The sequence below is a fragment of the Alloacidobacterium dinghuense genome, from assembly GCF_014274465.1.
GTDB lineage: Bacteria > Acidobacteriota > Terriglobia > Terriglobales > Acidobacteriaceae > Alloacidobacterium > Alloacidobacterium dinghuense.
Genome location: NZ_CP060394.1, coordinates 4,028,062 through 4,043,318 on the forward strand (window position 1 = coordinate 4,028,062; position 15,257 = coordinate 4,043,318).

At 53.0% G+C, this 15,257-nt stretch carries 13 protein-coding genes; 6 read left to right on the forward strand and 7 right to left on the reverse strand.

The window, feature by feature from the left end:
* Nucleotides 1-80 precede the first annotated feature (80 nt).
* From H7849_RS16635 to H7849_RS16660, 6 genes are all read left to right on the forward strand, one after another.
* Nucleotides 81-1,370: a hypothetical protein gene (locus tag H7849_RS16635; RefSeq protein ID WP_222439671.1), complete on the forward strand. Its 1,290-nt coding sequence runs from the start codon at nucleotides 81-83 to the stop codon at nucleotides 1,368-1,370.
* Entirely contained in the window at nucleotides 1,371-1,916 is a 546-nt protein-coding gene (locus H7849_RS16640) for a hypothetical protein (RefSeq protein WP_186740812.1), read from the forward strand.
* Between the two features lie 362 nt (nucleotides 1,917-2,278).
* Nucleotides 2,279-2,968, forward strand: a complete 690-nt coding sequence (locus tag H7849_RS16645; protein ID WP_186740814.1) for a response regulator transcription factor — start codon at nucleotides 2,279-2,281, stop codon at nucleotides 2,966-2,968.
* A 44-nt stretch (nucleotides 2,969-3,012) separates the two neighbouring features.
* Nucleotides 3,013-4,788, forward strand: a complete 1,776-nt coding sequence (locus tag H7849_RS16650) for a sensor histidine kinase (RefSeq protein WP_186740816.1) — start codon at nucleotides 3,013-3,015, stop codon at nucleotides 4,786-4,788.
* Between the two features lie 42 nt (nucleotides 4,789-4,830).
* A complete protein-coding gene (locus H7849_RS16655) occupies nucleotides 4,831-6,345 on the forward strand; it encodes a hypothetical protein (protein WP_186740818.1) in 1,515 nt (504 codons plus the stop codon).
* 9 nt (nucleotides 6,346-6,354) lie between these two features.
* Complete coding sequence (locus H7849_RS16660) at nucleotides 6,355-7,059, forward strand: cupredoxin domain-containing protein (protein WP_251106321.1); 705 nt, start codon at nucleotides 6,355-6,357, stop codon at nucleotides 7,057-7,059.
* A 16-nt stretch (nucleotides 7,060-7,075) separates the two neighbouring features.
* Here H7849_RS16660 and H7849_RS16665 read toward each other — a convergent pair whose 3' ends face one another.
* The 7 genes from H7849_RS16665 to H7849_RS16695 all read right to left on the reverse strand — a co-directional run bounded on the left by H7849_RS16665 (nucleotide 7,076) and on the right by H7849_RS16695 (nucleotide 15,255).
* Nucleotides 7,076-8,371 (reverse strand): nucleotidyltransferase family protein, encoded by a 1,296-nt coding sequence (locus tag H7849_RS16665; RefSeq protein ID WP_186740820.1) that lies wholly within the window; start codon nucleotides 8,369-8,371, stop codon nucleotides 7,076-7,078.
* A 6-nt stretch (nucleotides 8,372-8,377) separates the two neighbouring features.
* Nucleotides 8,378-9,319, reverse strand: a complete 942-nt coding sequence (locus H7849_RS16670; RefSeq protein WP_186740821.1) for an aldolase — start codon at nucleotides 9,317-9,319, stop codon at nucleotides 8,378-8,380.
* 89 nt (nucleotides 9,320-9,408) lie between these two features.
* Nucleotides 9,409-9,771: a cupredoxin domain-containing protein gene (locus H7849_RS16675; RefSeq protein ID WP_186740823.1), complete on the reverse strand. Its 363-nt coding sequence runs from the start codon at nucleotides 9,769-9,771 to the stop codon at nucleotides 9,409-9,411.
* Nucleotides 9,772-9,841: 70 nt separating this feature from the next.
* Nucleotides 9,842-10,153: a hypothetical protein gene (locus tag H7849_RS16680; RefSeq protein WP_186740824.1), complete on the reverse strand. Its 312-nt coding sequence runs from the start codon at nucleotides 10,151-10,153 to the stop codon at nucleotides 9,842-9,844.
* Nucleotides 10,150-11,187, reverse strand: coding sequence for a hypothetical protein (locus tag H7849_RS16685; protein WP_186740826.1), 1,038 nt, complete (start codon nucleotides 11,185-11,187; stop codon nucleotides 10,150-10,152). Before H7849_RS16685 ends, H7849_RS16680 begins: the two co-directional genes overlap by 4 nt.
* Nucleotides 11,188-11,552: 365 nt before the next feature.
* Complete coding sequence (locus H7849_RS16690; protein ID WP_186740828.1) at nucleotides 11,553-13,346, reverse strand: alpha-amylase family protein; 1,794 nt, start codon at nucleotides 13,344-13,346, stop codon at nucleotides 11,553-11,555.
* The gene (locus H7849_RS16695; protein WP_186740830.1) at nucleotides 13,339-15,255 is read right to left on the reverse strand and encodes a right-handed parallel beta-helix repeat-containing protein; all 1,917 of its coding nucleotides are present in this window, start codon (nucleotides 15,253-15,255) and stop codon (nucleotides 13,339-13,341) included. The genes H7849_RS16690 and H7849_RS16695 overlap by 8 nt, the downstream gene beginning before the upstream one ends.
* Nucleotides 15,256-15,257 lie beyond the last annotated feature (2 nt).

Genomic DNA, 15,257 nt, shown 5'->3' on the forward strand with positions numbered 1-15,257 from the left:
CAGCAACCACAACTACGGTCTAACAGACAACTTCCTTTGAATCGAGGTGATTCTTAGATCAATTACTATAGTTGGCAACCATGAACGATACCTTGCAGAGCAATATCGAAGTGACAAGAACTCGAATTCGCTTCATCGGAAATAGCAATGAAGAAAAGAAAGAAGAAGTTAGTAAGCTAGTCAACGAATTTATCGATCTCTTCGCTCCGATCGAAACTAACCTGAACGAGATTCTCGTTTTTGTCGACCATCGCACGGGCGCCCATTACTTCGAATCCCATATCAAGGCCTCAAAATTCATCGAAAGCTCGACGACTGACGTTCCTCTCGACCCAGACGAGCAAGGGGAATATCGGGCCAACCGCGAGATAGTGAATGACCATGTCGCCTTCGAGCGAATGAAGTCAGACGCCTCTCAGAGACGGAGCTTCAGCAACATAGTCGCTGAATTTAATCCGCAGCAAAATCCTTCTTCGCCACTCGGAGTGATCGGTGGACAGCATAGGACGGAAGCGATTAAAGAGGCCTTGGCACAAGGTATCGATGAATTTCACGAAGTCAAAGTCTATTTCGCGTTGGATCAAGAACAGCGTTTGGACGTTCAGGTCGTATCGAATACGGTAATTGCCGTATCCGGTGATCTTTACGATCGGATGCTGGAGACTGTAAAAGGACCAGAACTACGAAAATGGTGCCATCAGACGGGGCTACTCGCTAAAGAGTCGGACTTCGGGGACAAGGCGCAGCGGAGTGGCCCAATTACTGTGCGCCTTGCACGAACCTTCATTATTAATTTCTATGAGGGCGTCAAACATTCCAGACAACCCTTCGATACGACTGACACATCTCCGATCATCCCAAGCGTTGGAATCGATGGCGTGGAATGGGACAAATTGCGCAGCCACAAGCCCTCGATTTGGGAGGACTCTAGGCTCAGCAGAGCAGGAATGCAATTTGCAAAGCTTGTTGCCGCCCAAAGGAAGGCTATTGAGAGCAGGAAGGGGCCCGCTGACTACCGCGAGAAGGCAATGAATATCGCCATCCTTGCAGCCTGGGCTTATGTAGCAGGTTTCCTGACGGATAATGAAGCACGTCTAAAACGCCATTTCGCGCTGAGCGAGAAAACTAGTGGCGATCCGCTCAACTCAGCTGCTTTGGCAAAAGGACGGCATAAGACAGACCCAGAGAACTACCGTGGTCTCGGTACACGAACTGACGCAAAAGAGCGAGGGAGGCTAGTCGAACTCTTCTATTATCAGGCCGAAAAGGGTGACGGCATTACGAAGAGCGCAATCGAGGTAGCCATTGCCAAGTATTATGCGAAGCAAAGCCAACTTGAAGTGCAGCGCCTCGAAAAAGGGGCGAAATAGATGAACGATATCGACGCGTTAGCGTCTATCCTACTCGAAGAGAGCAAGCGCTTCTTAGAGAAAGCTCAGGAAACCTCCGACGATACAGCGATACACGCATTCTTGCATGCCTCTCTTAGTCTTGGCTTTTCTTCCCTCGAAGCCCATATCAACTCAATAGTGGATGACCAACTTGAACGAACCGATCTCAGCGTTCACGAGCGCGCCTTTCTTTCCGAGCGAAAAGTGGATTTGCGCCAAGGGGTCTTCACACTGCAGGAGTCTCTTCAAATGCAGAGAATCGATGACAGAATCGCCTTGTTATGGACTAGATGCTCAGTGGAGGACGCCTTTGATTATCAATCGTCAACGTGGTCCCATCTAAAAGATGGGATCAGGCTTCGAAATGCACTGACACATCCTAAAGAAGCCATGGGCCTTACGATTGATCAAGTGGGCCGCACTATTAGTGCAATTATTGACATCATCGATACCGCATTTCAACGGATATATGGCAAACGATTACCTGCTAAGAATCGCGGGCTCCAGTCTAGTTTGAGTTTTTGAACCGGGCGCGCTTTCCGTACGAATAAAAAAGTCGAATCGGGCTGCAAGAATTGCTTCGGCTGGGTGTCTGAACATACGAACTGTCCAGATAAATGAAAGGCTCCGGCAGAACTGGAGCTTTTTCATTCTTGATAGGCTGCCGTCATTCAGCGCACGGTAGTTTCTATCAGCGACCTCTTCTTTGAGCCCGAAGTCGGGTTGATCTCGCTCATTTTCGCCGCTTAACACCTCTCCGGAATGTCGCGCTTTTGTCATCTGATTGTCATTTCCATAGGATGCCGCTCGGTAAAGCTATCAATCTAGAGGACAATGATGACAGCGTTGCCGGGTTACAAATCGATCGCCGGCAGTTTGGACAGTGCATGGGTACGATTCTGGTTATCGAAGACGATGCGCGGATACAAAAGGCGGTTCAGCGCCTGTTTGCCTCCGAAGGATACGAAATCAAGAGTTCGAATGACGGCAGGCAGGGGTTGGAGATCTTTCGCGGATCCACTCCGGATGCGGTTGTTCTGGACCTGATGCTTCCCAGCATGTCAGGGCGGGAATTGTGCAAGTCCATGAAGCAAAGTTCTCCTGACACTCCGGTTGTGGTCTTGAGCGCCATTTCTGAAGTCGCCGACAAGGTGCTGCTGTTGGAACTTGGCGCTGACGATTACGTGACCAAGCCGTTTAGCCCGAGAGAGTTGTTGGCAAGAGTGCAGGCAGCGATACGGCGATCCAGGCGCTCTCGGCCAGGCCCGGCCGCGCACTTTGGCGATGTGCAGGTGGACTTTGCCAAAATGGAAGTGACAAAGGGCGGAAAGAAGATCGCATTGACGGCGCATGAGTTCAAGCTGCTCAGATTTTTTCTCGAAAATGCGGAACGCGTGATCAGCCGCGAAGAACTGTTGAACGAAGTCTGGGGATATAACTTCTATCCTTCAACCCGGACCGTTGATAACCAGATGCTTAAGCTCCGCCAGAAGCTTGAAATCGATCCTGCGAATCCAGTTCATTTTTGCACGGTTCATGGAGTAGGCTACAGGTTCGTGCAGAGTCCGCAAGCTTAAGGGGACGAGAGAAGGCAGGAGGCGAAACGCCGGTGGCAATGCGAATGCGAACGACGCTTTTGCTGAGCCTCGTGTCTGTCTCCTTCGGGCTGGCTGCGCTGAGCCTTCTGGCTGTCCACACCATCATCGAGAAGCAGATTCGTAACGAAATCTCCTCGGATCTTGAACACTCGATCGTTACGTTTCAAAATATTCAGGTCCAGCGCAGGCAGATGCTTTCGCGTGAGGCGGCCTTGCTGGCCGATCTTCCGGTCCTGAAGTCATTGATGACGACTGAGGATGGCCCAACGATTCGTGACGGGGCGAAGGATTTTTATCGCCTGAGCGGCGGCGACTTCTTCGCCCTGGCCGATGCGAATGGCGGTCTTGTTGCACTCTTTCAACAAGGCGTGCCGTGGGACGGCACGAAAACCGTGCAAGGTATCACCGAAGCTGACTTTACCTCTACTGAGTCCCATTACGTTTTACGCGATGGAAAACTGTACGAGGTTTCCGCTCAGCCAATTTACTTCGGCTCCGCGCTTTCAGGGACAAGGCTCGGCTATGTGGCAGTGGGATACGCCGTCAACAATCAGGTAGTGAGAGAGGTAAGCGAATCTGCAGCGGCCGAGGTAATTTTTTTTGCGGATGGCGAGATTGTGGCTACAACATTGGCAGCAAAACGCCAGCAAGCGAGCATCGACCAGAAAGAAACGCTGCTCAATCATCCGTTCAACAGCGCGGACCTCTGGCTGGATCGTGAGCACTATATCCAAGCGTCTGTGAAACTGTCAGGCGCAGGAGATCCGCTCATCCAGCTTGTCGTTCTGAAGTCGTATGACAAGGCAAGCCGCTATCTGACGCAATTGAATCACCTGCTTGTTGCCCTGGTTGCCTTCGTTCTTCTGATAAGTGGAGCACTTGCGATTTACATTTCGCGGACGATTACGCTTCCGCTTGAAACTCTTGTGCTCGGGGCGCGCGCACTCGGTGCAGGAAATTTTGACTATCCATTCCAGAACAAGGGCGCCAAAGAGATCCAGGAACTCAGCACGGCGTTTGATCGGATGCGGACACGTCTACAAAAAACGCAGCAGGAGTTGCTTGCTTCGGAGCAACTGGCGACGATCGGGCGCATGGCCAGCTCGATTTCTCATGACCTGAGACATTATTTGTCTGCTGTCTACGCGAATGCCGAGTTTCTTGGCTATGATGCCGCCAGCCCGGCGGAGCGCGCGGAACTGCTGGCTGAGGTCCGCCTCGGCGTAGAGGGAATGACTGAGTTGATTGACTCCCTGCTGCTGTTCAGTAGAACCGGGCAGGCTCTTCAACCCACCTACGAATCTCTGCCTTTTCTTGTAGAACGCGCTTTACAGTTGGTGCGAGCCCATCCGGATGCGAAGGACGTGACTTTTGCTATTGACGCCATGCCTCAAATTGAAGTGTGGATGGACGCATTGAAAGTTGAACGGGCAATCTACAACCTTTTGCTAAACGGCAGCCAAGCGGCGAAAGTGAATGGACATGCCGCCTCGGTCCATCTCTCTCTTTGGGAAACTGAAGAGTGGATCAGGCTATACATTACTGATAATGGACCCGGCGTACCTGACTCAATTCGCATAACACTCTTTCAACCCTTTGTAAGCGAAGGAAAGCAAGGTGGCGCGGGACTTGGGTTGACGCTGGCCAGCAAAATCGCCCAGGAGCACGGCGGAAATGTAGCTCTTGAAGAGTCCCAGCCTGGACGAACTGTGTTTTCGCTCTCACTCTGCAAAGCCACTTTAAAGAATCTCGCAGAAATAGCGCAGCAGCATCACGAGCCCATTGCAATGCCCCACTAAGAATATTCCCGGGAATGATCTCGCTTGTTCAAGGATGTCAAAATGAATCGCGAAAGATCGAGACACAGCCGCCTCATACTTGTACTTGCAGCATTTCTCAGTGCATGGATTGTTGAGGCTCAGCAAAATAGCCCGCAACCGACTCCCGCGCCTGGCGATGGTTCGACCCGACAGATGGAACAACGCATGGACCAGCTTATGAATGCGCTGGACAATATGCGCGATCAACTGAACCAGTCGCAACGCGAGATGGAGATGATGCGTGCTGAAGTGCAGGAATTGAGGGCACAACTCGCTCAGTCACGCTCAAGTGAAGAGCCTACGCAAGCTGCTTCCGCACTTCAAGGCAGCGTGCAGCAATTACGGGAAGACACCGATGTACTGCAAGCAGAGGTAAAGCAGCACGATCAGGCAAAGATCGAGAGCTTGTCAAAATATCCTCTTCGCATCTCCGGCATGTTGTTGTTTACTTCGCTCTTAAACAGCAGCAATGTCGACAATATCGACGTGCCCATCATCGCGCGGCATCAATACGGCAACCAGCCGGAGGGCAGTCTGAGCGCAACCGCCCGTCAGACTATTCTTGGACTTGAGGCAACCGGGCCTTCCATATGGGGGGCTCGGTCTTCTGCCGATATCAGCGTCGACTTCTTCGGCGGAATTGCATACGCTGACTACACGACGAGTGCCGGGCTTTTGCGCATGCGCACCGCTCATGCAAATCTGGACTGGTCTCACCGCTCGCTCATCGCTGCATTCGACAGGCCTCTTGTTTCTCCACTTCAACCGACGTCGTTCCTCAGCGTTGGCGAACCTGCCCTCGCGTGGTCAGGGAATTTGTGGACGTGGTCGCCGCAGCTTCAATTCAAAGACACCTCTCTGCTTTCGAATCGCAAGCTGGGGATCGAAGCCGGTTTGATGGACGTGGCTGCTCCCGGACCGCCAACCAACGCCAACCTGCGCACACCGAGTCCCTCAGAGCAAAGTCATCAACCGGGATACGAAACCAGGCTCAGCTCGTCTATACCTGTTGGAGATCGCACGATAGAGTTTGGCGTCGGAGGTTACTACAGCAGGCAAGCCTATGAGGAAGGGCATCATCTAGACGCCTGGGCGAGCACAGTCGACTGGAGAATTCCATTTACGCAAAGGCTTGAGCTTTCAGGCGAGTTCTATCGCGGGCGTAGCATTGGCGGACTCGGAGGCGGAGCCTTCAAGGATTATGCGCCTTTTGATAACGACACAATCCAGCGTGGGTTGAATGCAGAGGGCGGCTGGGGGCAGTTCAAAATCAGAATGACTCGATCCATCGAAGCAAATTTTGCCATGGGTGAAGATAACGCTTTCGCCTTCGATCTTCGCGGCTCAGATCTGGAAGGGGAAACAAATGATTACCAGAACCTGGCTCGAAATCGCACTGGATTCGCAAACGTGATTTACCGACCCAAGACATACCTGCTCTTCTCTGCAGAATATAGAAACATTCATAGCTGGCCGATCAGCGGCTATGGAAATTCAAATCAAAGCCTGGGCCTGGCCGCAGGATATCTTTTCTAGTTCAATGTTATGAGTTTTCATCGCACGCGATTCATCACTGCTCTGGTGACGCTGCTCATTTGCAGGCCAGGCAGCGCTCTGCCTGTCGATGTAGTCGCTCAGGTTCAATTCACTCACGTCGACCAGCAGAAAGCAACCCGTGTTCAGTCATCCGGAGTGGTGATCTGGCTCAATCCCATATCGGACGATCCACCGGCCTCAGCAAAGCCCGGACATTTTCGCCTCGTGCAAAAAGACAAGAGTTTTCATCCACACCTGCTGGTTATACCTCTGGGTAGCTCGGTTGATTTCCCTAATATGGATCCCTTCTTCCATAACGTCTTCTCTCAATTCAATGGCAAGCGATTCGATCTCGGACTCTATGAAGAGGGCAGTAATAAGACGGTCCGCTTTGATCATGAAGGTGTGTCTTATATTTTTTGCAACATTCATCCGGAGATGAGTGCTGTCGTTATTTCGCTTGCGACGCCGTATGTCGGAGTTTCTTCTCAACAGGGAGGCTTTGAATTGCATGACGTTCCTCAAGGCACCTACGAGATGCACGTCTGGGCCGAAGGGGTAGATTCAAAGCAATTGAATGGTCTGACCCGCACTGTGCGGATCGGTCCAACACAAACTGATCTGGGTGTTCTGCAACTGGTAGAAAGTGGCGTGCCCGCGCATAAGAACAAATATGGTCAGGATTATTTCCCGGATAAAAGCACTACTTATTGAGGGCGAGCACGAATGCTCAGAGTTGCTTCCTGGGTTGGCGTTGTGACAGCCACAAGGCTAGACCTTGAAAGAGCGTCGCGGGAATAAGGTATGCGTGCGTTGCAACGCGCGATGCAAGATAAGAAAGATACTGGCCGTAAAGATGTGAACGTCCAAAACGTCTGGGCTCCCTATTCTTCAGGCGCACGGACGGTGTGCTCATTGTTGGAATAACGGAGGGCAAAAGCGCCTGTCGGAGAAACTGGCGTTTTTCCACTGGAGATTTCAGCAGCGATGCATGCAGCCAGACCCACTTCTTGTTTTGTCGAAACATGCCTTCCAATGAAGCTCCAGTGAACCGGCGCAGCCACTCCTGAATGCCTTCATCCAACTGCCGGCATGTGGACAAGACCTCTTCATGGACGTCGCAGCAAAACCACGACATGGCGTGAAAGAACGCTATGGCCTGCAATGCGCGAAAAAAGGTGCTGTGTCTCTCCTTCCAAGTCTTCCAAAACCGGTCATCCTTCGCATGCCTGTGTAGAAAGGTAGCCAATTCGTGTACATGATGAATTACCCAATCAGCGAGGAGCAAGCCACGAAGGATGTGAAGGGCCAGATAGCCAAGATGATCGACAGGATCCAGCGCGCGGAATGAAATGTCCTCTAGTGAACGTGTGATTCGGCGCTCCCAGAAGTTGTCCAGCTCAGGCACAGAAAACCTTGAGACATCTTCATTCCATAAACAGAAATGAAGCTCGACCGAGAGCGGCATATCAGGATCAAACGCATTGCCGCGCCACTGCCAGTCGCCATGACGAATCATCGTGGGCAGATGATCGGCACGGCTATAGTCCTGGATATTTTCCGGCTGATAGCCGATGGACTCCAAAGCAGCCTTCGCGCTCCGGATCATTTTCTTCGGGCAGTACAAATCGAGATCGGACTGTTGACGAAGCCGAGTATTTGCCACGAACTCCGGAGCCTGGGTGAAGCCTTTGAGCACGACACAATCAACGCCGCACTCACGGAAAACGACCGCCACTTCTTGATATGCTGACTTTACGTGCGTAAAGCGTTCCGCATTGTCCGCAGCATTCCTTTGCAGGCGTTCTACTACCCATTCAGGGAATCCACGCGATTCCACCTGGGACAGGGGCAAAGTTAGGTGTGAAGGATCGCAAAACCGTAGGAGTGATTCCCACTCACGATCTTCGAGCCGCATAAGCGCTTCGGTATTCGCGCCCTTAAGCTGCAATGCTGCTATCAGAGCAGCGACCTCACGGGGAATGCGAGGAGCGCATATGCCGTTGCCGATAGGATGAGGCTGCATCGAAACTTACCTTCCTGATGTCGCCAATTTATCGAGCCGCTGTACGGCCCAGTCGAGGGTGCTATAACGCAACTCGTATATCGGGACCGAGAGCAGCGCCTTCAAGGCAGCTTCCTGCGAGACGCGAGATTCGTTGGCTCCGGTAATGAACTGCATGAACCATGGCAGCACAGACTCCTTTGAGAGCGGCACGAGAGAATCGCTATTCATACTTCGGCGGTTGAGGAAGATAATGTACTCCACGATTGCCGAATCCGTTGTGACAAGATTGTGCAGCTCAGTGGTTGGAACTTCAATCGCTGGCTTGCCTGCCGCACGAGGAGTAATGCGACGTCCTTCCAGTTCCGGAAAGAGCTCGACTCCGGAATTGCGGAAGCGAATGCTATGACTGTTGCCCACAACCTGATGGTTCGTGCCGTTCAAAAGAAGATAACTGGCATCATCAGTCAAATAAGTCCAGCCGGCACGGGCCGCGGCATAAGCCAGCGACGACTTACCGGCTCCCGAATCACCGCATAGCAGCATTCCGGAATTGAATATGGATACACAAGCGGCATGAACGGGCGCTGTGCGCGCGCTGATCATCCACATAGCTGCCGCTTCCAGAAAGTGGTAGCGGAAATATAAGGACGAGTCGACCGTCGATTGCGCAACCGATCCGAATGAACGGCCGTGATTTGGATCGCACATGACAAAGTTGTTGGCGTCGGCGACACACAGCCATGTGTTCCACTGCTGACTGTAGACCGGCGCCGGAGGCAGTGTTGAGCTGCCATCAGCATCCTGTACAGCGATGTGAAGCTCTAAAACCTCCTCTACAAGTTGCGAGCGGAAGTGTTTCCAGCTTTCTTCCGCCGCGGCCATCACTGCTTTAGAATTCGTAGCCAATTCAAGCGGAAACCCAAGCGGAAAAAACCTGGCGCGCAGCGGAAGATCCACTTGCGGCATCAGGGATCTCCCGTCTGCGATTCGCATGCGGTGGTCAGTCTTCACATCATCCGCGCTCAGCATTGATGTCCTTGAGGTGTCGCATTGGACTAATTTGGCGTTACGTGAACTGTAAAGACCATCGACCCGTGTCCGCTGCCGCAGAATTTTCCACACTTACCATGAAAATCGCCGGCGTTTTTCGCCGTGAACGTCACGTCAGCGGGATGACCCTTTGAGACTGCCTGATTGACATCGAGGTCCTTGATCAAAAGGCTATGTGCGACGTCGTCGGAAACGAGATGTAGATGGACTGTTTCGCCCTGTTTGACTGTGATTTCCGCGGGTTCAAAACTGAAGCGGTGGGCATGGACTTCGATCGTCTGTGATGCATCCTGCGCATGCAACGACGCAGGCAAGAGCGCGAGAATGCCCGCGATTAATAAGGCTGCTAATTTCGGTAATCTCGTCATTAAAATTCAGTTCTCCCTTTTTTGAGATGGTAAAGATCTAATGTTGTTGTTCACTTTGGCAGTGTTCTACTTAAGGCGCCAGGTATTTGAGCAATAGTTGTTCGTCTTGTCGAGACAGGCGGGCACGTGCGCGCATGTGCATGATGATCGTTCCCGTGGTTCGCGGAGAAATCGACATTGGTGGCCGGTGGCATCGTGCGCAGTTTGCCTGAAAAACCTCTTCGCCTGTGGGTGATTCACCATGTGCGTTCGTATTGCTGACGCTGGACGCGGACTTTTGATTCGTCTGGACCGGCGGTGGATCCTGCTGGAGAGCAACAGCGCCCATTCCTCCAAGAAGAAACAAAACTAAGAGTGACAGACAAATGAGATAGCGTTTCATTTTTTCCTTTCAGGCCACAGCGGCAGCACGAAGCGGTAAGTTACGCCTAGATTCCAGATATTCGCGTCTCTTTGCGAACTGAAGGTTCTACCATAGCTGGACATGAGTCTCAGATTGTCACGGAAGTAATAGTTGAGACCGAAATCGAATCGTTGCGTGTTGACTCCGGGCAGGCCATTGCCGCCGCCATTCAAGGGAAAGAATTGCTGCATTCGACCAACGGCTTGCAGGCGCTGCAGAAATGAGGGAATCGGAAGCCTCTCAAAATCATATGCAGTTTCCAGCCAGTATCCGTTGCCGTTGTAGCTGTAATCGTATTCCGCCTTCAGGTCAACTGGGACGCTCGGCGGTTGCCAGGAAACATAGGCAGCGACGTTGTTGATCTGGTGATCCTGAAGAAAGCGCTGATACGATGTGCCAATCTCAAGGCGAGGGTGCGTTAAGAAAATGCTTGCGTCGTAACCCGTTGTCCGCGCCGCCTGAAGCTGATTGATATTGCTACGAGCAGAGAAATATGCGGTGTATTGCAAGGTGTAGGACGGCTTCTGTAAAGCGACCCCGCGCAACATTACGCCGTCACCTGCGCCACTTGTCTCGACGCCGATGTTTGAGTCAATGGGCTGATCCAGGAGGTTTCGTATCCACACTGGCGCCAGCCGCTCGTTATATATCCCGAAGGGCAGCAAATACTTGCCTGCCGAAACCATGAGATGAGTGTTTGCTAGCCAGTCGACCTGCGCATAGTCGACATTCTTGAAGACCTTTCCACCGAACGAGCCGCTGGTTTGGTGTTCCCGTTGATAGACGCCAATGAATTCCGCTCGGGACTCCAGTAGCACATGGGATCCGAAAGGAACCAGCAGAACTGGGTTGATCTGCGGCAACAGTGTCGTGACGCCGCCATTCACATTGTGGACATAAGCTATGCCGCCGGAAAGAACCGGAACATGCCCAGCATGGTTCTCAGAATCGTCTACATCCTGAGCAGCGGCTCGACCAAGGATACAGAAGCAAAGCGCCAGCGCAATGCCCAAGTGGAGCAACCTTAAGTGAGGAACAAATCGCAAAACACCAGCCCCCATGTCTACGGTGAATCAATTTCTTCAAGGAATGACTTCCTCGAATCGGTATTGACTTAATCGGAGTATAGGGAGGCTGGATATCGTGCATGTCATGCAGATGTAATTGCTCTGTCACTCTTCACCCGCCACCTTCCGGGCCAGAGCTTATCTGCGTTGGTGCACTTGACATTTGCCAGACAAGCTGTCGCACGCGAGAAGAATTCCAGCAGTATGTGACAACCCGATGACATCACCAAGGTGGGTTTAATAACTACAATATTTGGGTATCGCAAGACCACACGCGGCCTGCGCCGAGTAACATTTAATGAGTCACAAGATCAGTAATTGACGACGTATAGCGTGCCCTTCAACGTAACCGGATCTTTCTCCATCGATTGGAATGTCAGCGTAAGGGGCTGATTCGCGCTTACATCCTTTGCGCTGACCTCTCCTATTGCCCAAGACAAGCCACTCCAGACGATCTTGTCATAGTCTTCGCGAATGGGGAGCTGCTTTCCATTCTGGGTAGCTTCGAGAAGAAACACCTTTCCCATGTTCGTGCCCGAGGGCGGTCCCCCAGCCCAGGTGCGGCGGAGGCTGCCATCGGGCGAATACTGCTGCATGATGAGGCGTAGATCCCCACCTTTCGGCGCTGGAATGGTCGCTTGTATGGTGCCTTTGCCAGTCTCATGGAACTCGGCAGCTACAGGCCGGATGGATCGCGGAATGACAACATCCTGCTGGATGCCAAAATCGAAGGCGGACGTGGCATATTTGCCGAACCCGACCATGGCCATTTGTCCGGGGCCAAGCTCAATCGAGTCGCCGCTCAGGGGTGGCACGAATCCTGCGTCGCGGAAGAGAATACGTCCCTCGCCGAGTGGCTTCTGTACCTGCGAGAGCAACGGCATGGCGACACGGGCAATCTCCTGAGCAGGATTCATGACGACATAGACGCTACCATCCGCGTCCAGGGCGCCGAAACCATAGGGCTGAACCTCGCCCGGGATGCCGCCGAAGCTCTTGATTCTGCCCTCAGACTGGAAGTGCAGATAGAGCGATTGCACGCGAGCAAACCAACGGGCGTCATCTTCGCTGATGAGTTCGAGATTGCCGTGGGTGGTGTCCATCCACCCGCCACGCGCCATCATCAGGATGAGTGCACTCTTCCACGCGTGCATCGCGCGATAGTAAATCGTGCCGGTTTTGCCCACCATGAAGCCGGTCGAGTCGATGCGTTCGATTGGCAGATGGGCCTGCTCATAACGGCGCACCTGATGATCGCTGTAGATGTCCATAGAGCGCCAGAAACTCATCTCGGGCACATCGGACGGCCGCGGATCGCCTGCATATTGTGCGTCGAAGACTTCGAGCCAGCGGAGGTCTACCGGGCTCCTAAACGGAAAGGGGTAGTAGGTGGAATCCATGTCGCCGCCGAAGCCATTGAATGCTTCGAGCACGACGTCGGGGTTCTTTGCTCGGAAGGATGCGAGCGCACCTCTAAGCGCGTTCGTATTGCGCTGAATGATCTCGTCCTTGCTGAGCCTTCCTTCGTCTTTGGCCGGCGCAACGGTCAAATCGACAAAGTCGAATTTGAACATGCGGATGCCCTGGTCATACCAATACTGCAGTGTGTTCATGAAGTCGGGCAGGAAGCCGCCTTCGTAAAAGGACATGGCCGTTCCCTGCTTATTCAGCGAATCGCGCCACGCGGCAGCCGCGTTGATTTTGACGAGCGTATTCGAGCTGAACCACATTCCGGGACGTATTCCGTTTTGCTGGCATGTCTTGATCCAGATGTCTGGACCATTGGGCCAATTTGGTTTGCGCCACGTGCGATAGCCGCCGTCAGGATCAAACCAGAAGGCGTCCATCATGTAGTAGTCAAAGCGGACACCGAGTTTTCGAAGGCGTAGCACTTCGTTCAGCTCGCGCATGGCGAGTTCCTGCGTAAGCGGGATGTTGTCAGAGAGTTCGTCGTATGATGACCAGTTGTTGTAGACAGAAATGGGATCGCGCAGCGTGGGAGAGCCAAGCTTATCCGCCGAGAATTTCTGTGGGGATTGCGCGAAAAGGAGTGAAGACGCGCCGAATACTACGGCAATAACCGCGTTGCGTACCATCTTAATCATTTGCGTTCACTCCCATTTGCGAATATGCGGGTTCACCGAGCCATGACCTTGCAGCAAGACCCAACTCCGCGGGACCAGCGAATCCTTCCCATTGCTGGATCACTTCGCCTTTCGGAGAGACCAGGATCGTATAGGCCTGGTCTGTATCTGAGTTCCGCACTGCGTAGGCGACAGGCATACCTTTCAAATCAAGGTCACTGATCGCGTTGTGCATTACGCTGCTTGCTACGGAAATCGAACTGGGCGGCGTCAATAGAAGAGTGGTCTGCAGCCCACGTGCGCGATACTGCTGGTCGAGGCTCTTGAGAAATACGATTTGCTTCAAAGCCTCGTCATTTATCAGCCCATTCTCGTCGAAGGAGACGGGTAGCCAGCAGTACAGACGCCAGGATTTATCTTCGCGCGTAATCGCAAACGGATGACCGGCATCATCGGTGAAACGCTGATCAAAGATTCTCGTGTCGGGGGCTTGTGGGATTGTCCGTTGAAAGACGCTTGACCATTGTGCGAAGGGTCGTTGATCGAACTTGCTCTCTTTCTCCTGCTGCACCGATTGTTGCATCTGCGTTAGGCTTCGAAAGCCTTGGCCATTCCATGTCCATTCGGGCCTTGACTCGCCAAAGTAAGCGTACTGGTTCGCGTCAAATGCCAGGAGGCTATTGCTCCTGGTCAGCCATGGAGACGTGGAATAGATCTTGTTATTTCGAAACACTCCGGTTCCGGTCGCAATCTGCGCGTCGTTCAACAGTGCCGGAGCTTTCTCGTAAGGACTCCAATAAACCGTGTTGTTCTCAACGGTCAGACCGTCGATCGATCCTCCATTCCATGTGAGCAGAAAGATGGCGCCCTGATAGTTCGCCATGCGCGGACTGCGTCCGTTATTTACACAGACGTTTCCTCGCACTACACTTTCGCGGGTGATAAAGCCCGCGCCGAAGACGGCGACGCAGTAGCCCTGCGTGTCATGTCCGTAGTTGTCGATGACAGAATTCTTTGTGTTGCCGTAATCAATGTCGAATGCGCCACCATCGACGCCGGGGCTGTCTGTGAGGAAGGCTTCGTTCTGCGACACGGTGCAGTCATCGCACATCCACGTCCAGATGGCGTTTGGCGTACCTGTGGTCTCGGTAATCTGCATTCCGGTGTTCCACGCCACGCTCGATTCGATCTTCCCGGCACGCCCGCGAAAAAGGACGATACCATCGCCCTGAACATCGTGAACCGTCGAGTTGCGGATGACGACATTCGTGCTCCAGCTGCTTTCCGGAGGGTATCCGAATCTGCCGCCGCCGATCATGATGCCCATCCATTCGTGCGTGTTCCACGCGGTGACTCCATCCACCAGTACGTCATCGAAGCGCTGATCAGCGCTTCCGGGTGTGATCAGCACCAGGCCATTGTCCTTGCTTTTCATCTCGCCGCCCAGCACGTCGTGTACGGCCAGGTTCTTCAGGTGAATGTGATGCAAGATCCCTTTGTCGCCGCTGATGAAGATTCCGTACGTGCGGCCCCCGGAGAAATCCAGCGAATCGATTTCCCAATATTCCTGATTGAAGAGACGGAAAGACTCCTCGCTCGTAGCCGCGGCGATTATTTTGGGGCGCGCGCCTTCGCCGTATGCGGTGATGCGGATCGGCGCATGCATGCTGCCGGAGCCTTGCGGCGCCAGCCTTCCGTGGCACTCGGATCCGCGGCGGATATAGATTGTGTCGCCGGGATTGAATGATCGTTTCTGCAACAGATCGAGGCTGTTCCAGGCAGATTGCCCCGAAGAGCCATCTCCCGACTGCGCTGCCATACAGTCGAGATAAAAGACTCTCTGATTTACCGATGGAACCGCGCTCTGTGCCATGCTGAGAGCCGCCGCAGAAAAGAGGGTCGCAAGGAAAATGTATTTGAACGATGACATGC